Below are 20,460 nucleotides of genomic sequence, written 5' to 3'. Positions count from 1 at the left end.
GGGCCGGGCGCCGGCCCCCCTCCCCGGCGCGCGCCGGCGGTGGGCGTGGGTGCCGGCCCCCCCGGGCCGGGCGCGGGGGGGGGGGGGGGGGGGGGGGGGGGGGGGGGCGGGGGGGGGGGGGGGCCCCCCCCCCCCCCCACGCCCCGGAGCGCGGGGCGTCAGTCCGAGCCGAGGGCCCGGCCGAAGGCCTGGCCGTCCTCGGGCAGCACCTGGCCCCCGTCCACCACGAGGGACTGGCCGGTGATGAAGGAGGCCCCGGCGCTCGCCAGGAACACGCAGGCCGCGGCGATGTCCTCGACCTCGCCGACGCGTCCGACCGGGATGGCCGCGCGCATGCGTTCGAGGTAGTCCGGGCCCATGTCGTCCAGGCCCTCGGTGCGCACGTTGCCGGGGAGCACGGCGTTGACGGTGATGCCGCGGGGCGCGAGCTCCAGGGCGGCGCTGCGCATGAACCCCAGCTGGGCGGCCTTGGTGGCCCCGTAGTGGGACCAGCCCGCGTACCCGGTCAGCGGCCCCGTGATGGAGGACGTGATCACCACCCGCCCCCGGCCCGAAGCCGTCAGGGCCTCCACCGCGGCCTGCACCATCAGCACGGTGCCCTTGACGTTGGTGTCGAGGACCCGGGCGAGCTCGTCCTCGCCCATCGACACCAGCGGCGAGGAGGGGAAGATCCCGGCGTTGGCGCAGAGCACGTCCAGCCCGCCGCTGCCCTCCACGACCTCCTCCACCACGCGGGCGCAGTCGGCGGCCCTGGCCACGTCCCCGACCACCCACCGCGCCCCCGGGACGCCCTCGGCGGCCTCACGGGTCCTGGCCTCGTCGCGGCCCATGATCACCACCCGGTCCCCGGCCTCCGCGAACCCCTTGGCGATGCCGAGCCCGATGCCCTTGGTACCGCCGGTCACCAGAACTGTTCTGCTCACAGCCGTCTCCCGCCATCCCGTTGGTCACTACCCTCCCGGTGCTCTCGGACAGTGCCGTCCCGCCCGCTCCGCTCTTCCGGCCCTTCCGGGCCTTTCCTCGCGTGCCACCGGGCCCGTCCACCATCCCCCCTCCGGTCGGCGCGGTGGCGGTCGGCCCCCGGGTTCCGTGCCCACAGGATCCGGTTTCCGCAACCGGGTGGGGAAGGAGCGGGCGCGGGGCCGTGTCCGGAGCAAGGGGACGCCCCCGTGCCCGGCGGCACGGGGGCGTCCCGGTCCCGGCCCACCGCGCCGCCGCGACCCGGCCCCGCGCCCCACACGCGGAACGGGCCCCGGCGACGGCCGGTGGGCCGGGCGTCGGAAGGGCTCGCCCCCGGGCCGGGCACGGGGCCGCCGCGGGCGGCTTCCCGGATCCGATCCCGGCCCGGGAGCCGCCCGCGTGCGCGGGCGGTGCGAGCCGCGGCGTCAGAACGCCGTGAGGGTGATCTCGAACGCGGAGGGCCCGTGGTCCTGGATGTAGGACGCGAAGTCCTCCACGTCGTCGAAGGCGAACCCGTAGGCCTTGCCGTCCACGGTGTTCGCGTGGAAGACGGCGGCGTAGTGGTTGGCGATCTCCGACTGGTAGAAGCCGGCCGGGTCGTCGGTCGGCTGCTGCGCGGCGGTCAGCAGGGTCGCCCTGTTGAACGCCGCGCCCAGGATGGCGGCGACGGGCCCGGTGATCCCGTCGTTGGGGGCGGCCAGGTTGCCGTCGCAGAAGAGGACGTCCCTGGTCGAGGGCCGGGAGATCGGCGCGACGCCCCCGTCGAAGACCAGCTGCTCGCCCTGCACGCGGCCGGTGAAGGTCCCGGCGTTCGTGGTGACCGTCAGGTCGGTGGACGCGTAGTGCGACCAGACCTGGTCGATGTAGGGGTCGAAGTAGTCCGAGGGGAACAGCCCCTGGTCGAGGGCGTGCCCGGGGGCGATCACCCGCAGGTCGTCGTACACCAGCGACGAGAAGACCGGGTCCGCCGAGAGCGTCTCGAACACGGCGGCCCGCCCGCCCGGCTTGAACGTGCCGGTGGTCTGGTCGGCGTCGCCGGTCAGCCGGATGCCGATGGGCACGCTGAACTGGTCGACCATGCTGGTGTTGCAGAACATCCCGGCGTCGTTGTGGGTGAACTCGACCGAGTCGTGCAGCACGTCGAAGCCGTGGTCGCTCTCCACCCAGCCGGCGGGGAGTTGGAGCGCGGGCGTTCCGTCTCCCCCGATGACGATGCGGATGCCGAGCTTGCCGCCGAGGGCGAGGTAGATGCGCCCCGACATGTAGGGGAGCGTCATGCCGGCGAGGGCGTCGAGCGGGATCGAGTAGTCGGTGTACCCGTTGTCGGTGTTGTCGCCCTCGCTGACGGGGTGGGGCGTCCCGGAGGCGTCGACCCAGACGTGCTGGTTCGTGGTCAGGTCGGTGCCCACGACGTAGACGAGCACCTCTCCGTCGGCGAACCGGCCGGTGTTGTTGACGATGCTGACTGGGAGCGCTCCCGGGTTGGCCAGGGCGGAGGAGTCCGACCTGAGCGACGCCTGGGTCGGGGCCGGGGCGCAGCCGCCGAGGAGGGGGACCCCCACGGCCAGGGTCGCGCCCCCGAGGAAAAGCCTGCGGTCGATCATGAGGTCTCCTTGGTAGCGGGTCAGAGACTGGAAACTAAGTGATCATTTAGTCACGCTTGAGTCAACAGGGGTAACGGTGCGTGCTTCTGGTGCGGGGGAGTTTTCCGAGGCCGGAGGCTGTGCGTGTGATGCAGCTCACATCTCATGGGGGGTGGAGTGCTCGGAATCCCCTGTGGCGGCGCTTGGCGGGCGCGGCCGACCGCCTCCGGGAGGGGCCGTACCCTCGGGGGAACCATCGGTCGCGCCGGGGAGTCGTATCACCGGCAACGCCCGCGGATCGTCCGTGATCCCGACGACAAGGAACCTCCCCGTGTATCCCCCTGCTCCCAGACCTCCCATGCCGACCGCCCTCAAGGCGGTCAGGGTCATCCTGATCATCCGGGCGGTCATCGCCGTCCTCCTCTACGGGGCGGCCTTCCTCGGCCTCCTCGTCCTCATGACGCTGCCCGCCGCCGAGGTCGAGGCCGAGGCGGGCATGCCCATGGCGGCCCTCGTGGCGGTCCTGGTCATCGGCCTCCTCATCACCGCCTTCGAGGTCTACGTCATCGTGGAGATGGGCAAGGGCGGCCCCCGGGCCCGCAACCTCCTGCGCGTGGTGATCGGCCTCGCGCTGGCCAACGCGGTCCTCAGCATCATGACCGGCTCCAACCCCGCACTCGGGCTGGGTCTGGCGATCTCCGTGCTGTGCCTGATCGAGGGCCCGTCCTCGAAGGAGTGGTTCCGGGCCACCGACCCGAACGCCCCCGTCGGCCACCTGCCGGTCCAGGGCGGCTACCCGCAGCCGGGCCATCCCGGCCAGGGCGGATACCCCGGTCACCCCGGGCAGATCGGCCAGGGCTACCCGCAGCCCGGCCACCCCGGCCAGGGCGGATACCCCGGCCACCCCGGGCAGCCCGGATATCCGGGGCAGCCGAACCAGCCCGGCCCGGGCGGCCACTAGCCGTTCCGGCGTCCCGGGGAGCCCGCCGTCCGCGCGACGGACTCCCCGGGCGGGACCGCCCGGCAGGTCCCCGCCGATCGCCGTGCCGACCACCGTCCCACCGCGACCGTTCAGACCGTGAAGTCGAAGACGCCGCCGTCGAAGGCGTTGTAGGCGGGGTAGTCGAGCAGTTCGTAGAGGCGCTTGCGGGTCTGCATCCGGTCGACCAGGCCCGCCTGGGTGCCCTCGTCGCGCAGGGTCCGCAGCCCCTCCTCGACCGCGCCCATGGCCAGGCGGAGCGTGGTGACCGGGTAGATCACCATGTTCATCCCGAGGGACTCCAGCTGTTCGGCGGTCAGCAGCTCGCTCTTGCCGAACTCGGTCATGTTGGCGAGCAGCGGCACGTCCACCGCCGCGCGGAACGCCTCGAAGTCGGCGGGGCCGCGCATCGCCTCCGGGAAGACCATGTCGGCGCCTGCGTCCACGTAGGCCCGCGCGCGCTCGATCGCGGCGTCTAGGCCCTCGACCGCGGCGGCGTCGGTGCGCGCGCAGATCACGAACCCGTCGTCGCGCCGGGCGCCGACCGCCGCCCGGATCCGGCGGACCATCTCGTCGGCGCCGACGACCGCCTTGCCGTCCAGGTGGCCACAGCGCTTGGGGTTCACCTGGTCCTCCAGGTGGCATCCGGCGAGCCCCGCGTCCTCCAGGGCCTGGACGGTGCGGGCCGCGTTCATGGGCTCCCCGAAGCCCGTGTCCGCGTCGATGAGCGTGGGCAGGTCGGTCACGCGGGCGATCTGGCCGCCCCGCGTCGCGACCTCGGACAGCGTGGTCAGGCCGATGTCGGGCAGGGCCAGGTCGGCGGCCACGACCGCACCCGACACGTACGCGCCGTCGAAGCCGAGCTCCTGGACGAGCACCGCGGTGAGCGGGTTGACCGCGCCGGGGACGCGCATCAGGCGTCCCGAGGACAGGGCCTCGCGCAGGGCGCGGCGCTTCTCGTGCGGGGCTGTACGGGCGTGCAGCATCAGAGGATTCCTTCCGATCCGTGGAGGGCGCCGGGCACGGTCGCCCGGTCCTCCCCGAAGGACAGCAGACGGCCCTTCTCGGCGGTGGGCCCGGGGTGGCGCCTCGGGGGGCGGCCACGGCGGACGGCTCCGTTCCCCGGTTGCCGCCTCTCCGTGAGACGGCCACGCCAGCCTGGGGAGAGTTCGGCCTCCGGCGCACGGGGACGGGCCGCGCAGGTGTGTGCGAGCCCCCGTGGGGCGACTTGCCGTGAACCGGCGGCGGACCGCTGCCCCGGGGCCCTGCTCGCGTCCGGGATCGGGGAATGGGATGGGTTCGGAGACCGCTCGTGGAACTGTCGGCCACGACCAACCGCTGTTCCCGACGCCTCCCCTGACGGAAAAGGCGCTCAGGGACGCGCTTTCCGGGATCGACCCGGCGGAGTCCGTCCGCTTCGACGCCGAGTTCCACCGGGCGTCGCACGAAGCGCTGCGGACCGGCAGCGCCGTTCCCTTGCACACCTGTCTTTTCCGATGGGCGGTGTTCGTCGAACTCCGGAGCTGTCGTCGGCGTGCCGACCGCCTCCGCGAGCTGGAGGGGATCGTGGGCGGGGCCTCCGATGCCGACGCGGCCCGGGACGCGGCGAAGGAAGCCGCGCAGATGATCGGCGAGGCCGCCCAGCGGGTCGGCCGGTGACGGGCCGGGGCCGGGCGCGCCTTCCCGACGCCGGACACCTTGTGGCGGGCACGGATCCGGACGACCGGATCCTTCGCCACGACCCGCGGGCCGGAGGGTACGTGGCGCACGCGGTGGGCGTCGGGGCGGCCTCGCAGGGCGAGACCGGGGAGGAGGCGCTGGCCGCTCTCGCCGAGGCGTTGGAGCTCTACTTCGAGGACGCCGGGCCAACCGGGTGACCGCTGAGGAGCTGCGCGCCCTTCCCGTCGGCGAGGACACCGGTGCCGTCACGCCCTACCCGGTGGCGGTCTCCCCGTCGCACGAGGCAAGGTCGGAGGACAGGGTCCGCTCGGACGCGTCGTAGCAGAGCCCGGTCGGCGGGACCCCGGACACGTTCGGGACGTAGCCCGGGCTCGCGAGGACGAGCAGGCCCTCGTCGGGCGCCCCGTCGAAGGTGACCGCGAACGCGCTGCCCGCCCCGACCTCCCCGTCGGCCTCCACCCCGGACGGCGCCAGGGGCTCCTCCCCGTCGGTGACGGCGAGCATCGACGGGACGTCGTCGCCGAGCTCGACCTCCATGAGGTCGACGGTGAACGCGAACCGGACGCCGCCGGGGGTGGCGTCGACCGAGTCCACGGACATGCTGAACGCGCTCTCGAACGAGTCGGACGAGGCCGCGAAGGACGGCCGGTCGCCGGGTGCGGCCTCGGCGGGGCTCACCACCGTGTCCGCGCCGGTCTGGGCCCCGGTCCACCACTCGACGTTGTGCCCGTCCGTCCGGACGTCCGACCGCGTCCAGCCGGCGTGCGCCTCCGCTCCGCTCCCGGCCGTGTCCTGCGCGGGTCCGTCCGCGGCCCCGGCCGCGCCGTCGCCCGGCCCGGCTCCGGGAGCGAGGACGCGGGCCGCCACCGCACCCGCCGCCACGGCCAGTACGAGGAGCAGGGCGGCGCCCGCGGCGAGGAGCGCGCGGGGGCGCCGGGGCCGGGGCGCGGCGGGGAGGACCGCCCGGATCTCGTGCCAGGAGCGGTCCAGGGCCCTGTCGACGCACGCCGCCACCTCGTCCGAGGGCAGGTCGGCGGGGGTCCCCGTCAGGGACGACACCAGCCGGGCCGCGGTGGGCCTGCGCCCCGGCTCCTTGTCCAGGGCGGCTGCCACGAGCGGGAGCAGCCGGGCCGGGACCGCGGACAGGTCGGGCTCCTCCCTGAGCACCCGGTACACGAGCGCGTCCGCCGGCCCCGTCCCGAACGGCGGACGCCCGGACGCGGCGTGGGCGACCAGCGCGCCCCACGCGAACACGTCGGCGGCGGGGGAGGGCGGCGCTCCGCGCAGCAGCTCGGGCGCGATCCACCCGGGCGTGCCGAAGAGCCCCCCGGTCCTGGTCAGCACGGTCTCGTCCAGGGCACGCGAGATGCCGAAGTCCAGCACCTTCGGCCCCTCGGGGGAGAGCATGACGTTGCCGGGCTTGAGGTCGCGGTGGACGATCCCGGCGGCGTGGACGGCGCGCAGCGCCTCGGCGGTCCCGACCGCCAACCCGTCGAGCGGGGGGCCGGTGAGCGGCCCGTGGCTCCGCACGTGGTCGGACAGGGTCCGGCCGGGCACGAACTCCGTGGCCAGCCACGGGTTCCCGCCGTCGACGCCGGCCGCGACGAAGGCGGGCACGGCGCGGCTGCGCACGCGTCGGAGCAGGCGAACCTCGCGCGTGAAGCGGTCCCTCAGGGCGGGGTCCTCCGCCAGGTCGGCCCGGATGACCTTGACGGCGGCGTAACCGCCCCGCCCGGCCGTGCCCGCGTAGACGGTGCCCATGCCCCCGCTGCCGATCCGGCCCACGACACGGAAGGCGCCCACGGCGGCCGGGTCGCCGGGGCGGACGGGTGCGAAGCTCACAGGCCCTCCTCCCCCGCCACCGAGTCGAAGGTGGGGCAGGGGTCGCCGTCGAACGACCCGTCCATGGTGCTCGTCGAGATCTGGGTCCAGGCGGTCCCGCACATGTAGGCGCCCTGGCTCCGCACCGCCGCGTACTCCCCGCTCGGGGCCTCCCCGGGGTCGGGGAGGTAGGCGACCAGGACGGAGCTGGGCGCGTCGGGCACGTCGAACGAGAACTCGGCGGTGGGGTCGGACGGCGTCAGCTCCGCGAGCGTCCGGCCCTCCACGCGGTAGCCCTCCCTGCCGTCGTCGGGGTCCTCGGGCACGGATTCCAGGCCGGGGCCGACCTCGTAGAGGGTGATGTCGTCGGAGCGGAGCGTGTAGCCGCCGCTATCGGGCAGGTAGGTGATGTCCCCGCTGACGGTGAGGCCGTCCGACTCCTCCATGGCGGCGGTGTCGAGGTAGGTGACGTAGATGTTCATGGTCGCGATGGCGTGGTCCTCGCGGGCGAACCCCTCGGGTGGCTCGTACGTCCACCCGGCGAACCCGTCGGCGGCCCCCATGCCCCCGGAGGGGTCCGCGAGGACCATCATCACGTTGTCGCCGGGGACGGCCACCGCCAGCTCCCCGGAGGGGGAGGCCGGGGCGCCGTCGCCCCCGTCGTCGCCCTCCGCGGCCTGGCCCGCCCGGCCGAAGCGGTCCCCCGCGTACCAGGAGCCCCCGACGACCAGCACGAGCGCGGCGAGCGCGGCGCCGACCGCCGTCCACGGGCGGCCCCCGCGACCGGGACGTCCGGGCGGACGGCCCGCTCTCCGGGCGGGGGGCGCGGAGGGGCGGGTCGGGGGAGGGGCCGGCACGGCCGGGGCCGGCGGCGCCTCCCATCCGTCCGCGATCACCACGGTGACCAGGGCGGTCGTCTCCTCGTGGCCGGCGCCGGCGTCGAGGCGCGGCCCGAGGAGGCCCGCCAGGAGCGCGGGGACGGTGAGGCGCCGGCCGGGGTCGCGGGTGAGCGCGCCCCGCACCAGGCCGAGCAGGTTCTCCGGCACGCCGTCGAGGTCGGGTTCGCCCTCCAGGACGCGCAGGGCGGCGGACTCGGCGGAGCCCGCCCCGAACGGGGCCCGGCCGGTGGCGGCGAAGGCCACCAGGCCGCCCCACGCGAACACGTCGGCGGCCGGGCCGGGCGGCGCTCCGCGCAGCAGTTCCGGGGCGACCCACCCCGGAGTGCCGAACAGACCGCCGGTGCGCGTGATCGCGGTCTCGTGCAGGGCGCGGGCGATGCCGAAGTCCAGCACCTTGGGCCCGTCCCCGGAGAGGACGACGTTGCCGGGCTTGAGGTCGCGGTGGACGACCCCGGCGGCGTGGACGGCCCGCAGCGCCTCCGCGACACCGGTGGCGAAGGCGTGCAGCGGGGCGCCGGACAGCGGCCCGTGTTCGTCCACGTGCCGCCGCAGGGTCGGGCCCGGAACGTACTCGGTGGCGAGCCACGGCTGCGCGGCCCGGGTGTCGCTCGCCACGAACCGCGGCACGCAGGGGCTGACCACCCGCCGGACCAGCGAGGCCTCCCGGTGGAACCGGGCCCGGAAGTCGCGGTCGGCGGCCAGGTCGGCGTGGACCAGTTTGACGGCGACCAGCCGGCCGGAGGGGTCGGCGGCGGCGTAGACCGCGCCCATGCCCCCGCTGCCCAGGCGGCCGACGGTGCGGTAGCCCCCGACCGTCCGGGGGTCGCCCGGGAGGAGGGGAGGGAACGGCGGGTGGTGGGGCGACACGGGACTCCGATGGGACCGGCGAAGGGGTGGGCGGGGGTCAGAATGCTACCCCCGGCCCAGGGGGAGCCGGGATCGGAGGGGGAGCGCCGCCCTGCCCAGGGCGCCGCGGCACCCCTGACACCTGTCACGGTCACCTCCTGACGGACGGCCTACGCCCTCCCCTCCGATCCGGGACAGCCTGGAGGCAGACACCGGAGGAGAGCGATGATCAGCGTTCGCGGACTGACCAAGAGGTACGGGGAGAACCTGGCGGTGGACGGCCTGACCTTCACCGTGGCCCCCGGCCGGGTGACGGGCTTCCTCGGCCCCAACGGGGCCGGGAAGAGCACGACCCTGCGGATGCTCCTGGGCCTGGACACCCCCACGTCGGGGACCGCCCTGGTCGGGGGGACCGCGTACCGGCGTCTCGCCGCGCCCGCGCGGGAGGTCGGGGCCCTGCTCGACCCCGCCGCCGTCGACCCCGCGCGCACGGGGGCGAACCACCTGCTGTGGCTGGCCCGCGCGGGCGGCATCGGCCGCGCGCGGGTGGACGACGTGCTCGGCCTCGTCGGACTGGAGGAGGTCGGCGGGCGCAGGATCCGCCACTACTCGCTCGGGATGCGCCAGCGGCTCGGCATCGCCGCCGCGCTGCTCGGGGACCCGGGCGTGCTCCTGCTGGACGAGCCCCTCAACGGACTGGACCCCGAGGGCATCGTCTGGACGCGCCGCCTGCTGAAGGGGTTCGCCGAGGAGGGGCGCACCGTCCTCCTGTCCAGCCACCTGATGAACGAGATGGAGGCCACCGCCGACCACGTGCTGGTCATCGGCGGCGGCAGGCTCGTCGCGGACGTCGGCCTCGCCGAGCTGGTCGCCACCGGTGCGGGAACACGGGTCGAGGCCGTCTCGCCGCGCGCGGACGAACTGGCCGCCCTGCTGCGCCGCGAGGGCGCGACGGTGGACGGCGGACGGGGCGGCCGGATCGCCGTGACCGGGGCCGACGCCGCCCGGGTGGGCGACCTGGCCGCCCGGCACGGGATCCCCGTGCACGAGCTGGTGCCGGTCCGGGCCCGGCTGGAGGACGCGTTCATGGCCCTCACCAGGGGCCGGGGCCGACACGAGGGCCGGACCGGGGAGCCCGGGTCCACCGGCGCCGCGAGCTCGGACATCCGGAAGCCGCAAGGAAGGGGAACGGACCGATGACCGCCGTGGACCACCGTCGACCCGCCGCCCGGGACACCGTCGCGGCGGAGTGGACCAAGCTGGCGGGCCTGCCCCGCAACCGCCGGACGGCGGCGGGAGCCGTCGCGCTCGCGCTCCTGGTCGCCGCCCTGTTCTGCCTGACCTTCGGCGCCACGACCGGCGTCCCGCTGGCCCAACAGCCGGTCTTCGACGTCCTGACCGCCGGACTGCTCGGCGTCGACGCCGCCGCCCTGGTGCTGGCGGTGCTCGCCGCCTCGGCCACGGGGGGCGAGTACGCGACGGGGATGATCCGGACGACGTTCACGGCCACGCCCTCCCGGGGGCGCGTGCTCGCCGCCAGGGCCCTGGTCGCGGCAGCCGCCTCCTGGGCGGTGTCGCTCGCCGCGGCGGTCGGCGCGTCCCTGGTCAGCCTGCTGGTCCTGGAGCTCTCCGGGCTTCCGGTCTGGGACGCGACCGACCCGGCGGTGTGGCGGGTCGTGTTCGGCGCCTCGCTGATGGGCCCGTTCTACGCGTCGGCCGCGGTGGCCCTCGCCGACCTCACCCGGTCCACCGCGGGCGGCGTGGCGGGGGTGGCGGCCCTGCTGGTCGCGCCCACCGTCGCGGGCTGGCTGCCGGGAGGGCCGGCGGTCGTGCCGTTCCTGCCGGGGGAGGCCGTCCACGTGCTCGCGGGGATCGCGGGACCGGGCCAGGGCCACGCGAGCCCGTGGTCCGCGCTGCTGGTCCTGGCGGTGTGGGCCGTCGCGCTCCTCCTGCTCGCCCACGGCGCGAACCGGCGCAGGGACACCTGAGGGCTCAGAGCCAGCCGTTGCGCTCGGCGACCCGGGCCGCCTCCGCGCGCGTCCGGGTCCCCGTCTTGCCGATCGCCGACGACAGGTGGTTGCGCAGCGTCCCCCGGCTCATCCCGAGGGAGCGGGCGAGCGCCGCCACGTCGTCGCCCCCGCCCGCCACGGCCGCCAGGACCTCGCGCTCGCGGGGGGTCAGCGGGCTCGTGCCGTGCGCGAGCGACTCCACCGCCAGGGCGGGGTCCACCACCCGCAGCCCCCGGTGGACCCGGCGGACCGCGTCCACCAGCTCCTCGGGGGAGGCGTCCTTGACCACGAACCCGGTCGCCCCCGCCGCCAGGGCCCGGGACAGGTAGCCGGGGCGGCCGAACGTCGTGCACATGAGCACGCGGCAGCCGGGCAGGGCCGCCACCAGCTCGGCGCAGACGCCGATCCCGTCCCCGTCCGGCATCTGCACGTCCAGCACGGCCACGTCGGGCCGGACGCGGCGAGCCTCGGCGAGCGCCGTCGCGCCGGACCCCGCCCGCGCCACGACCTCGATGTCGGCCTCCAGGTCCAGCACGGTGGCGAGGGCCCCGCGCACGAGGGCCTGGTCGTCCGCGACCAGCACCCTGATCGTCCCGCTCATCCCCGCTCCCCGCCGCCGTCGGCGCCGCGCGCCGTGTCCGGTTCCGTGTCGTCCCCCGGTGGGCCGCCGGTCGCGCCGTCCGACCGGGGGACCTCCTCCCCGGCGCCGTCCGGGCCCGCCGGGAACTCGGCCCGGACGAGGAGCCCGCCCCCGGGCCGCGGCTCCACGGTCAGGGCGCCGCCCGCCCCGGTGACGCGGTCCTCCAGTCCGAGCAGGCCGCCGCCCGGCACGACCCCGCCGGGCCGGGCGCGGCCGTCGTCGCCGACCTCGATCCAGCCCGGCCCCAGGGCGACGCGCACCCGGGACGCACCGGAGTGGCGGACCACGTTGGTGACCGCCTCCCGCAGCACGAACCCCAGGACCTCGTCGACCCCGTCGGCGCCGCCCGAGGCGCCGGTCCCGTCGCGGCGGAGGACGGCCGGTCCCGCCGGGCCGCCGGGCCCGGAGCCCGCGGGGTTCGCGCCCGGCGACAGTTCGAGGGCGACGCCGGCCGCGCGCAGCACCGACTCGGCGCGCAGGAGCTCGGCCGACAGGGTGACCCGGCGCGACCCGGAGACAGCGGCGCGCACCTCGGCCAGCGACCGCCGGCCCAGGTCCTCCAGGTCCCGCAGCTCCGCCGCCGCCAGGTCGGCGTCACCCGTGGATTCGAGGATCCGGCGGCCCACACCGGCCTTGAGCACGATGGTCGTGAGGCTGTGGCCGAGCAGGTCGTGCAGGTCGCGGGCGAAGCGTTCGCGCTCCCGGAGGACGGCGAGCTGCGCGGCCTGGTCGCGGGCGCGGCGGAGCTCGGCGTTGGCCTCCACCAGCCGCACGGCCAGGGCCGTGGCGACGGTGACGGTGGTGATGATGACGAGGTTGCCGAACTGCTCGCCCACCCGGCCGGTGGCCAGCGCCACGGCGGTCACGCCGACCACGGCGAGGACGGTGGCCCACAGCGTGGGGCGCAGGGGCAGGATCGCGGCGGTGACGGCGAGCCCGAAGACGAGGACCCACGAGTGCGGCAGCCCGAGGACCGCGAACAGCGCACAGCCCAGCAGGAGCAGGGCGGCGCAGGCCAGGTGGCGTGCGCCGCTCCCCAGGCGCGGGGCCAGGGGGACGGCCGCGGCGCACCCGGCGACGTAGGCCGCCGCGAGGACGGCGGCGAGCGTGCGCAGGGCGGGGGAGCCGGCGCCGTCGAGGGCGCGGAGCCACTCGGGCAGGATCACCGCGTTGAACAGCAGTGTCAGGCCGACCGACAGCACCAGGGTCCGGCCGGGGCCGGACCCCTCCGACACCGTTTCCGCAGCCTCGCCCATGCGTCGCATCCTATGGGGCGGAGTCCCCCGGCGGGCGCGTGGCCGTACAGGGGGTTCGCACGTCACGGGAGGGTTCGCGCGTCCTCGGCCGCGTGCCGGGAGGCCGGCGCGGCTGCGGGGGAGCGGCCGTGGGATGGGAACGGGGGCGGCCCCGCCTCCGGAGAGGAGGGGCCGCCCCCGTGTCGGCCCGTCCGCCCTCCCAGTCGGGCGGACGGGCCTGGGGGCGGTCGCCCGCTTTCCCGGGGGCGGCCGCCCGGTCGATGGGGCCCGGCGTCAGCCCGCCACGAAGGCCCGGTACGGTTCCGCGCCCAGCAGGGTGACCCCGATGACCGCGCCGCGCGGAGAGGTGAACGTGCGCCGCTCGCCCCGGCGGGCGCCCAGCAGGGACGCCCCCAGCGGCGACTCCGGCGAGTACACCGTCATCCGGTCCGCGACGGACGCGTCCCGCAGGCCCAGCAGGAACTCCTCGGCCTCGTCCTCGCCGTCGTAGCGGATGGTGAGCACCTTGCCCGGCGCCGCGATCCCGTCGTCGGGGGCGGCCTCGTCCACCACGGCCTCGCTGAGCAGGCGCTCGATGGTGTGGACGCGGGCCTGCCGCACCGCCGGGTCGTGAATGTAGCGGGGCGCGGGGACAGTGCTCCCCGCGCCCCCGTCCGCCCCGGCGGTGTCCGGGTCGTCGTCGGGGAGGCCGCGCAGCACTCGCAGCTCCTCCTGGAGGCGTTCGTAGCCCTCCCTGGTCATCCATCGGTCGGTGGTCCTGGTCATGGAACGTTCCTTGTCTTCACGGGCCCACGCCACGGCTCGGTCCGTGGGTGGAGAAACACAGCGAGGGCCGGCGAGGGGGGTGCTGCCGCTCATTACCGAGTGTGTCCACGGCGGAGGGGGACGGGGTTATCCTGGGCCGACATTCCCGTGACCTGGTTTTGTCGAGATCCGACAACATCGTGGTGGGAGGGGGAGCGGGAGATGATCAACCTCGACCGGCTCGTCAACGTGCTGGGCGGGTACGGCGCCAGGCTGGTGGGCGCCGAGGGCCTGCGCCGCAGGGAGCTGCGCAGCGTCGCCATGCACGATCCCACCGACGACGCCCCGCCCCTGGGCGACGCGTTCCTCGCGGTCGGGGTGGACTCCGCGGCCGAGGCGGTCCGCCTCGCGGAGCAGGCGCGCGCCACCGTCGTCCTCCTCCGCTCCGCCGCGGACCCCGCGGACGACGTGCGCGAACACCTCCGGGCGCGCGGGCTGGCCCTCCTCGTCGTCGACCCCGCGGTGTCCTGGAGCCAGATCTCCGGCGTCGTCTACGGCCTGGTGCTGGAGGGCCGCGAGACGGAGGCGGGACGCGGGCCGAGCGACCTGTTCACCCTCGCGGACACGGTCGCGGCCGAGGTCGGCGGACCGGTCACGATCGAGGACCGCTCCTCCCGCGTCGTCGCCTACTCCGCCTCCCAGGGGGACACCGACCGGGTGCGCCGGGCCACCGTGATCGACCGGAGGGCCCCGGAGGAGGTCCGGGAACGCCTCGACGCCGACGGGGTGTTCGCCGGGCTGGCGGCCTCCGCCGAGCCCCGCTTCGTCCCCGGAGTGCCCGAACTCGGGCTGGGCGGGCGCACGGCCGCGCCGATCCGCGTGGGGCGCGAACTCCTGGGCTCCCTGTGGGTGGTGTGCGACGCCCCGCTGGACGCCGGGCGCTCCCGCGCCCTGCGCGAGGGGGCGCACACCGTGGGACTGCACATGCTGCGCGCGAGGGTGAGCAGCGACCTGGAACGCCAGGTGGAGTCGGAGTCGGTGATCGACCTGCTGGAGGGGTCGGCGGACCCGGCGCAGACGGCCGGCCGCCTCGGCCTGCCCGCCACGGGCCTGCGGGTGATCGCGTTCCAGGCGAGGGCCAGGACCGAGCCGGAGGCGGCGATCCTGCACCTGTTCGAGCTGGTCACCACGGGTTTCGGGTGGTCGCGTCCCGGTCGCAGCACCCTGCTCGGAACGACCGTCTACACGGTGCTGCCGTGCGGGGACGACCCCTCGCCGGCGGTGGAGTGGGTGCGGTCGACGGTGCGCGGGCTGCCGGACCAGCTGGGCGTGGCCGCCGGCGTGGGCGGCGCCGCCGACCCCTCCGGACTCCCGGCCAGCAGGCAGGAGGCGGACGAGTGCCTGACCCTGCACGGCCGTGGGGTGCGCACGGCGCCCCCGGGGCGGAGCGGGGCGCGCGGGGCGCCGGCCGCGGGGCCGGGGTCGCCGGGGACCGCCGGGCCGGTGGTCTACGACGACGTCTGGCACGCGGTGCTGCTGCGCCGCCTGCGGCTGGTGGCCGAGACCGGCAGGCTGCCCACCCGCAACCCCGTCGCGGAACTGGTGCGCCACGACGCCGCGCACGGGACGGACTACGCGCGCACGCTGCGGGCGTGGCTGTACGCGCACGGCGACCTGGGACGGGCCGCGGAGGAGCTGGACCTGCACCCGAACACGGTGCGGTACCGGCTGCGCCGCATGGGCGGGGTCGCGGACCTGCCGCTGGACGACCCGGAGGCGCGGGTGGCGATGACCATCGCGCTCGCCGCACTGGTCGAGGAGCCCCCCGCTCCCCCGGCCGGGCGCGGCCCCGGGCCCGCCTGAGGCCGGCCGCGCGCACGGTCCCGGAAGGGAGGGGACTCCAGGGGAGGGACTCGGGCGCCGGGCCGCTCCACGCCGTGGCGGGGCTCCCGGCGCGGCGAGGAGGGACCCGGGCGCCGGGGTGCGGCGCCGGCGCCCGGCCGCCCTCGCACCTCCGGACGGGAAACGACGCCCGGGCCGGAGAAGGCCCTCCGGCCCCGCCGACGTCACTCCGGCCGCGGCCGGCCCTCCGGGTCGGGGGGGACGATGGTGATGCCGTGGTCCCGGTAGCGCGGGTCCGCGCCGCCTCCGGCCGCAGGACCGGGCGGGGGGCCGGGGGGTGCGGCCGGGCCGGGCCGTCCGTCGGAGGCGCCGTGCGCCTCCCGCCCCGCCTCCTCGCGCAGGCGGGCCTCGCTCCGGCCCCGCCTGACCGCCGTCACGACGATGACGACCGGTCCGGCGACGATCCCCGCCAGGGACAGCAGCAGCAGGGCCCAGAGCCCGGAGTCCCGGCGGGAGTTCGCGGCCTCCGCCGTGGCGATGTCGCCCACCGCGTAGGAGACGCCCGGGTCCCCGTCGCAGACGAGCGTGTACTCGCCCGGGACCGGGGTGTCGATGGCGTCGACCAGCCTCCAGCCGTCGGACTCGTAGGAGAGGCCGGGGAAGCTGAAGGGGTGGTCGGCCGGGTCGCTCCCCTCCACCGTGCAGTCGTAGTGGTGGGAGGCGTCGCCGGGCGACACCCACAGCCCCCAGGCGCCGTCCTCGCCCTCGGCCGCCTCGAAGGCGATCTCGCCGCGGGACTCGACCTGTCCGGCGAAGTCCGGGAGCGCACTGCCCGAGGCCGTCATCGCCCACATGGCGAGGGCCCCGGCCGCGATGCCCCCGGGGACGCACAGCCCGCCGATCCAGAACCACCGGGGGCGGGGGCGGATCGCCCTCCGGTCGATCCGGGGACGGAACGGGGGAGGCGGCGGTCCCGCGTGGACCGGGCCTGCGCCGTACGCCCCGTGCGCGGCGGGCCCTCCGTGGGCGACCGCCCCCTGGGGCGGGTACGGGTGCGGGTACCGCGCCCGGCGGAGCGCCGCCTCCCGGCCGGCGCGCACCAGGAAGACGACCAGGAGGACGACCAGGCTCGCGATGAAGCCGAGCACCGGCGTCACGATCCCGAAGAAGATCTCCGGCGGCGTGTCCTCCTCGCCCGAGAGGAGGAGGACGCCGAAGAGGAGGGTGGCCGGGAAGATCAGGCCGCCCACCCAGTACCAGTGCTTGCCGGGGCGCAGCGCGGGCTCGGGGGAGGCGGGACCGCCCCGGGACGGTCGGACCGGGGGCTCGCCCGCGCCGTGCGGCGCCGGGGGAGAGGAGGGGGAAGGGGGAGAGGACATGGCCCGTATTGTGCCACCGGGCGACGACGGAGCGTGGACGTCCGGACGGCGGCGGGCCGCCGCGTTCCGCCGTCCAGGGCCGCTGCCTGCGGGGATCCCGCCCGGACGCCCGCCGCATCCGCCGTGCGCGGGGCGGCACGACGGCCGGCACGCGCACGTCCGGGCCCCCGAACCGTCCCGGGCCGCTTTCCTCCGCCCAGGGCCCTGCTGCCCGGACCGGGACGGACCTCCGTCCGTTCTCGCGGAACCACTTGTCAGGAGGGGCGGGCGCGGCTTCAATCGGGGTGTCGGGGCGGTCCGCCGGCACGGTCCGCCGTCGTCTCGACGAAGGGGAGCGCCGTGATGTCCGGGACGTGGAACGCGTGGTCGTGGGACACCGACCCCGAGGCCGTGCGCCGCGACGTGGCCGCCGCACACGAGCGCTTCACCGGCTCCGGCCGGGTCAGCGGCCCCGTCCGGGCGGTCGTCGGCGAGTCCTGGAGGCGCAGCGTCCTGCACGGCGTCGACCCCGACACCACCGTGCCCCGGATCGAGCTCGCCGGGCACGCCCTGCGCGACCACCGCGCCGCCCACCCGCTGGCCGCCGCCATGCCGCTGCTGCGCCGGCTCCTGGTCGACACCGCGCCCGGTCCGCAGATCGTCGCGGTCGGCGACGCCGCGGGACGCCTGCTGTGGGTGGAGGGCGACCGCCGGCTGCGCGACAGCGCGGAGGACATGTGCTTCGTGGAGGGCGCCAACTGGCACGAGCGGTCCGCGGGGACCAACGCGCCCGGCACCGCCCTGGCCCTCGACCACGAGGTCCAGGTGTTCGCGAGCGAGCACTTCTCCAGGGGCGTGCAGCGCTGGAGCTGCTCGGCCGCGCCCCTCCACGACCCCTGCACCGGCGAGGTCCTGGGCGTCCTCGACATCACGGGCGAGGACCACCTCGCCTCCCCGCAGGCCCTCGCCCTGGTGCGGACGGCCGCCGCCGCGGTGGAGATGGAGCTGCGGGCCCTGCGCCTCGGCGCGCGCCCTCCGCGCTCCCGGACCGCGCCCGGGGACCGCGGCGCGCACCGCGCCCCGGGTGTGCGGGAGGCCGTCGGCGCCCGTCCCGCGCCTCCCCCGGGACGGGGTCCGTCGGCGGGCCCCGCGCTGCGGGTCCTGGGCCGCGCCGGGGCCCTGGTCGCCCTCGACGGCCGGGAGGCGGAGCTGAGCGTCCGCCACTCCGAGATCCTCCTCCTGCTCGCCCGCAGTCCGCGCGGCCTCACCGGTGAGGCGCTCGGGGCGCGGCTGAACGAGCACGACGCCTCCCCGGTCACCGTCCGCGCGGAGATGTCGCGGCTGCGCCGCCTGCTCGGCCCCGGCCTGCTCGCGTCACGCCCCTACCGCCTGCTCCGCCCGCCGTCCACCGACATCGACGAGGTCCGGCGCCACCTGGCCGAGGGCTCCTACCGGAGGGCGCTGGAGGTCTACGCCGGACCGGTCCTGCCCCGGTCGGAGGCGCCGGGGGTGGCGGAGATCCGCGACGCCCTCCAGGCGGAGGTGTGCGAGGTGCTCGGGGCCAACGCCCCGCCGAGCGTGCTCCTGGCCTGGTCGGAGGACCCCGAGTGGCGCGACGACCCCCGGGTGGTCACCGCGGCGCTGCGCTCCCTCGACCCCGGGTCCCCACGCCACGCCGCCCTCCGGGGAAGGCTGCGCTGGCTCGGCGGCTGAACCCGCCCCGCCCCCGCCCCGCTCCCGGCCCGCCCCGCCCCCGCCCCGCTCCCGGCCCGCCCCGCTCCCGCAACGTGGTCGCAACGTCGCCGTGACTAGCGTCACCGGCCCCAGACCCCTCGGAAGCGGGCGCCGGCCGCACCACCGGCGCCCCACCGAAGAAGGAGGCCACCATGGCGGTCTACGCTCCCCCCGGACAGCCGGGGAGCATCGTCGAGTACGCGCCGCGCTACGACAACTGGATCGGCGGCGACTGGGTCGCGCCCGTGCGGGGCCGCTACTTCGAGAACCCCACGCCCGTCACCGGGCAGACCTTCACGGAGGTCGCGCGCAGCGGTGCGGAGGACGTCGAGCTCGCGCTCGACGCCGCCCACGGGGCCGCCCCCGCCTGGGGCCGCACCTCTCCGGCCGAGCGGGCCCTCGTCCTCCACCGCATCGCGGACCGGATCGAGGACAACCTGGAGAGGCTGGCCGTCGCGGAGTCCTGGGAGAACGGCAAGCCCGTGCGCGAGTGCCTGGCCGCCGACCTCCCGCTGGCCGTGGACCACTTCCGCTACTTCGCCGGGGCGATCCGCGCGCAGGAGGGGCACAACTCCCAGATCGACGGCGACACCGTCGCGTACCACTTCCAGGAGCCCCTGGGCGTGGTCGCGCAGATCATCCCGTGGAACTTCCCCCTGCTCATGGCCACCTGGAAGCTGGCGCCCGCGCTCGCCGCGGGCAACGCCGTGGTCCTCAAGCCCGCCGAGCAGACCCCGGCGTCCATCATGCTCCTGGTCGGGCTGGTCGCCGACCTGCTGCCGCCCGGCGTGCTCAACGTCGTCAACGGCTTCGGCGTGGAGGCGGGGAAGCCGCTGGCCGCCAGCCCCCGGGTGCGCAAGGTCGCCTTCACCGGCGAGACCACCACCGGGCGCCTGATCATGCAGTACGCGTCGGAGAACCTCGTCCCGGTCACCCTGGAGCTGGGCGGGAAGAGCCCCAACCTCTTCTTCGCCGACGTCGCCGCGGCCGAGGACGCGTTCTACGACAAGGCGCTGGAGGGCTTCGCGATGTTCGCCCTCAACCAGGGCGAGGTGTGCACCTGCCCCTCCCGCGCGCTCGTGCAGGACTCCTTCTACGACAAGTTCATGGGCGACGCCCTGGAGCGGGTCGGCCGGATCGTGCAGGGCGACCCGCTCGACACCGGCACCATGCTCGGCGCGCAGGCGGGCAACGACCAGATGGAGAAGATCCTCTCCTACGTCGACATCGCCCGGCGGGAGGGCGCCGAGGTGCTCGCCGGGGGCGAGCGGGTCGACCTCGGCGGCGACCTCTCCGGCGGCTACTACATGGCCCCGACCGTGTTCGCGGGGCAGAACGGCATGCGCGTCTTCCAGGAGGAGATCTTCGGCCCGGTGGTGTCCGTCGCCCGCTTCGACGGCTACGACGACGCCGTCAAGACCGCCAACGACACCCTGTACGGGCTGGGGGCGGGGGTGTGGACGCGCGACGGCAGCACCGCCTACCGCGCGGGCCGCGACATCCAGGCCGGCCGCGTGTGGGTGAACAACTACCACGCCTACCCCGCGCACGCCGCGTTCGGCGGCTACAAGCAGTCGGGCATCGGGCGCGAGAACCACAAGATGATGCTCGACCACTACCAGCAGACGAAGAACCTGCTGGTCAGCTACTCGGACCAGGCGGCGGGGCTCTTCTGATGGGCGCCCCCGGCAGCGGCGGGGAGGTGGAGCGGGTCGCCGTCACCGAGGAGGCCGCGGCCCTGCTCCGCGAGCTGCGCGACGAACACGGGCCGCTCATGTTCCACCAGTCCGGCGGGTGCTGCGACGGCAGTTCGCCGATGTGCTACCCGGCGGGGGAGTTCCGCACGGGCGACTCGGACGTCCACCTGGGCGACCTGGACGCGGGCACGCCCGAACCGGTGCCGGTGTGGATGTCCCGCTCGCAGTTCGCGGTGTGGAGCCACACCCACCTGACCATCGACGTCGTCCCGGGGCGGGGCGCGGGCTTCTCCCTGGAGGCGCCGACCGGCCGCCGGTTCCTCGTCCGGTCGAGGCTGATGACCGACGGCGGGGCCGAACGCCCCGCACGGTGACCCGTGCGCGCGGACCCCGGTCCGCGCGCACGCGCGGC

At 76.2% G+C, this 20,460-nt stretch carries 18 protein-coding genes; 9 read left to right on the top strand and 9 right to left on the bottom strand.

The genetic code is table 11. The features are described from left to right. Positions 1-158 precede the first annotated feature (158 nt). On the bottom strand, positions 159-923 hold the full coding sequence (gene fabG / locus ABZ234_RS25480) for a 3-oxoacyl-ACP reductase FabG (protein WP_355013720.1): 765 nt from the start codon (positions 921-923) through the stop codon (positions 159-161). Positions 924-1,385: 462 nt separating this feature from the next. Then, complete coding sequence (locus ABZ234_RS25475; protein ID WP_355013719.1) at positions 1,386-2,564, bottom strand: beta-1,3-glucanase family protein; 1,179 nt, start codon at positions 2,562-2,564, stop codon at positions 1,386-1,388. A 337-nt stretch (positions 2,565-2,901) separates the two neighbouring features. Here ABZ234_RS25475 and ABZ234_RS25470 point away from each other — a divergent pair, with 337 nt between their 5' ends. Then, on the top strand, positions 2,902-3,504 hold the full coding sequence (locus tag ABZ234_RS25470; protein WP_355013718.1) for a hypothetical protein: 603 nt from the start codon (positions 2,902-2,904) through the stop codon (positions 3,502-3,504). Between the two features lie 110 nt (positions 3,505-3,614). Here the strand turns inward: ABZ234_RS25470 and prpB are convergent, their stop codons facing one another. Beyond that, the gene (prpB, locus tag ABZ234_RS25465; protein ID WP_355013717.1) at positions 3,615-4,508 is read right to left on the bottom strand and encodes a methylisocitrate lyase; all 894 of its coding nucleotides are present in this window, start codon (positions 4,506-4,508) and stop codon (positions 3,615-3,617) included. Positions 4,509-4,815: 307 nt separating this feature from the next. On the opposite strand from prpB, the gene ABZ234_RS25460 reads away from it, so the two are divergent. Continuing rightward, positions 4,816-5,181: a hypothetical protein gene (locus ABZ234_RS25460; RefSeq protein ID WP_267946934.1), complete on the top strand. Its 366-nt coding sequence runs from the start codon at positions 4,816-4,818 to the stop codon at positions 5,179-5,181. Positions 5,182-5,222: 41 nt separating this feature from the next. Then, positions 5,223-5,399 (top strand): hypothetical protein, encoded by a 177-nt coding sequence (locus ABZ234_RS25455; RefSeq protein ID WP_355013716.1) that lies wholly within the window; start codon positions 5,223-5,225, stop codon positions 5,397-5,399. 55 nt (positions 5,400-5,454) lie between these two features. On the opposite strand, the gene ABZ234_RS25450 is transcribed toward ABZ234_RS25455, so the two are convergent. After that, positions 5,455-7,044 carry a serine/threonine-protein kinase gene (locus tag ABZ234_RS25450; protein ID WP_355013715.1) on the bottom strand — a complete coding sequence of 530 codons (1,590 nt, stop codon included), beginning with the start codon at positions 7,042-7,044 and terminating at the stop codon, positions 5,455-5,457. Further along, entirely contained in the window at positions 7,041-8,789 is a 1,749-nt protein-coding gene (locus tag ABZ234_RS25445) for a serine/threonine-protein kinase (protein WP_355013714.1), read from the bottom strand. The genes ABZ234_RS25450 and ABZ234_RS25445 overlap by 4 nt, the downstream gene beginning before the upstream one ends. Before the next feature lie 204 nt (positions 8,790-8,993). On the opposite strand from ABZ234_RS25445, the gene ABZ234_RS25440 reads away from it, so the two are divergent. Together ABZ234_RS25440 and ABZ234_RS25435 are read left to right on the top strand one after the other, a co-directional pair. Then, complete coding sequence (locus ABZ234_RS25440; protein WP_355013713.1) at positions 8,994-9,968, top strand: ATP-binding cassette domain-containing protein; 975 nt, start codon at positions 8,994-8,996, stop codon at positions 9,966-9,968. Next, positions 9,965-10,756 carry an ABC transporter gene (locus tag ABZ234_RS25435; protein ID WP_355013712.1) on the top strand — a complete coding sequence of 264 codons (792 nt, stop codon included), beginning with the start codon at positions 9,965-9,967 and terminating at the stop codon, positions 10,754-10,756. Before ABZ234_RS25440 ends, ABZ234_RS25435 begins: the two co-directional genes overlap by 4 nt. A 4-nt stretch (positions 10,757-10,760) precedes the next feature. On the opposite strand, the gene ABZ234_RS25430 is transcribed toward ABZ234_RS25435, so the two are convergent. From ABZ234_RS25430 to ABZ234_RS25420, 3 genes are all read right to left on the bottom strand, one after another. Next, complete coding sequence (locus tag ABZ234_RS25430) at positions 10,761-11,378, bottom strand: response regulator transcription factor (protein ID WP_355013711.1); 618 nt, start codon at positions 11,376-11,378, stop codon at positions 10,761-10,763. Continuing rightward, positions 11,375-12,673 (bottom strand): histidine kinase, encoded by a 1,299-nt coding sequence (locus ABZ234_RS25425; RefSeq protein ID WP_355013710.1) that lies wholly within the window; start codon positions 12,671-12,673, stop codon positions 11,375-11,377. Before ABZ234_RS25425 ends, ABZ234_RS25430 begins: the two co-directional genes overlap by 4 nt. 273 nt (positions 12,674-12,946) lie before the next feature. Beyond that, complete coding sequence (locus tag ABZ234_RS25420) at positions 12,947-13,438, bottom strand: GreA/GreB family elongation factor (RefSeq protein ID WP_267946926.1); 492 nt, start codon at positions 13,436-13,438, stop codon at positions 12,947-12,949. Positions 13,439-13,639: 201 nt separating this feature from the next. Between ABZ234_RS25420 and ABZ234_RS25415 the strand changes: the two genes are divergently transcribed. Continuing rightward, positions 13,640-15,280, top strand: coding sequence for a helix-turn-helix domain-containing protein (locus tag ABZ234_RS25415; RefSeq protein WP_355013709.1), 1,641 nt, complete (start codon positions 13,640-13,642; stop codon positions 15,278-15,280). Positions 15,281-15,483: 203 nt separating this feature from the next. Here the strand turns inward: ABZ234_RS25415 and ABZ234_RS25410 are convergent, their stop codons facing one another. Further along, entirely contained in the window at positions 15,484-16,638 is a 1,155-nt protein-coding gene (locus tag ABZ234_RS25410; protein WP_355013708.1) for a hypothetical protein, read from the bottom strand. A gap of 342 nt (positions 16,639-16,980) precedes the next feature. Here ABZ234_RS25410 and ABZ234_RS25405 point away from each other — a divergent pair, with 342 nt between their 5' ends. The 3 genes from ABZ234_RS25405 to ABZ234_RS25395 all read left to right on the top strand — a co-directional run bounded on the left by ABZ234_RS25405 (position 16,981) and on the right by ABZ234_RS25395 (position 20,422). Further along, complete coding sequence (locus ABZ234_RS25405) at positions 16,981-18,330, top strand: GAF domain-containing protein (protein ID WP_355013707.1); 1,350 nt, start codon at positions 16,981-16,983, stop codon at positions 18,328-18,330. 173 nt (positions 18,331-18,503) lie between these two features. Further along, positions 18,504-20,027, top strand: coding sequence for an aldehyde dehydrogenase family protein (locus tag ABZ234_RS25400; protein WP_267946922.1), 1,524 nt, complete (start codon positions 18,504-18,506; stop codon positions 20,025-20,027). Next, positions 20,027-20,422: a DUF779 domain-containing protein gene (locus ABZ234_RS25395; RefSeq protein ID WP_355013706.1), complete on the top strand. Its 396-nt coding sequence runs from the start codon at positions 20,027-20,029 to the stop codon at positions 20,420-20,422. Before ABZ234_RS25400 ends, ABZ234_RS25395 begins: the two co-directional genes overlap by 1 nt. Positions 20,423-20,460: the final 38 nt, after the last annotated feature.

The sequence above is a fragment of the Nocardiopsis sp. NPDC006198 genome, assembly GCF_040613895.1.
Taxonomy (GTDB): domain Bacteria; phylum Actinomycetota; class Actinomycetes; order Streptosporangiales; family Streptosporangiaceae; genus Nocardiopsis; species Nocardiopsis tropica.
The sequence above is the reverse complement of the archived record's forward strand: the minus strand, read 5'-3'. Positions and strand labels throughout refer to the sequence as shown.

Excerpts from the sequence above, each read along its gene's own strand:
- ABZ234_RS25425 (WP_355013710.1), bottom strand. The coding sequence starts at position 12,673 with ATGGGCGAGGCTGCGGAAACGGTGTCGGAGGGGTCCGGCCCCGGCCGG.
- ABZ234_RS25420 (WP_267946926.1), bottom strand. The coding sequence starts at position 13,438 with ATGACCAGGACCACCGACCGATGGATGACCAGGGAGGGCTACGAACGC.
- ABZ234_RS25405 (WP_355013707.1), top strand. The coding sequence starts at position 16,981 with ATGTCCGGGACGTGGAACGCGTGGTCGTGGGACACCGACCCCGAGGCC.
- ABZ234_RS25470 (WP_355013718.1), top strand. The coding sequence starts at position 2,902 with ATGCCGACCGCCCTCAAGGCGGTCAGGGTCATCCTGATCATCCGGGCG.
- ABZ234_RS25435 (WP_355013712.1), top strand. The coding sequence starts at position 9,965 with ATGACCGCCGTGGACCACCGTCGACCCGCCGCCCGGGACACCGTCGCG.
- ABZ234_RS25440 (WP_355013713.1), top strand. The coding sequence starts at position 8,994 with ATGATCAGCGTTCGCGGACTGACCAAGAGGTACGGGGAGAACCTGGCG.
- ABZ234_RS25395 (WP_355013706.1), top strand. The coding sequence starts at position 20,027 with ATGGGCGCCCCCGGCAGCGGCGGGGAGGTGGAGCGGGTCGCCGTCACC.
- ABZ234_RS25400 (WP_267946922.1), top strand. The coding sequence starts at position 18,504 with ATGGCGGTCTACGCTCCCCCCGGACAGCCGGGGAGCATCGTCGAGTAC.
- ABZ234_RS25460 (WP_267946934.1), top strand. The coding sequence starts at position 4,816 with ATGGGTTCGGAGACCGCTCGTGGAACTGTCGGCCACGACCAACCGCTG.
- ABZ234_RS25410 (WP_355013708.1), bottom strand. The coding sequence starts at position 16,638 with ATGTCCTCTCCCCCTTCCCCCTCCTCTCCCCCGGCGCCGCACGGCGCG.
- ABZ234_RS25430 (WP_355013711.1), bottom strand. The coding sequence starts at position 11,378 with ATGAGCGGGACGATCAGGGTGCTGGTCGCGGACGACCAGGCCCTCGTG.
- prpB (WP_355013717.1), bottom strand. The coding sequence starts at position 4,508 with ATGCTGCACGCCCGTACAGCCCCGCACGAGAAGCGCCGCGCCCTGCGC.
- ABZ234_RS25415 (WP_355013709.1), top strand. The coding sequence starts at position 13,640 with ATGATCAACCTCGACCGGCTCGTCAACGTGCTGGGCGGGTACGGCGCC.
- ABZ234_RS25475 (WP_355013719.1), bottom strand. The coding sequence starts at position 2,564 with ATGATCGACCGCAGGCTTTTCCTCGGGGGCGCGACCCTGGCCGTGGGG.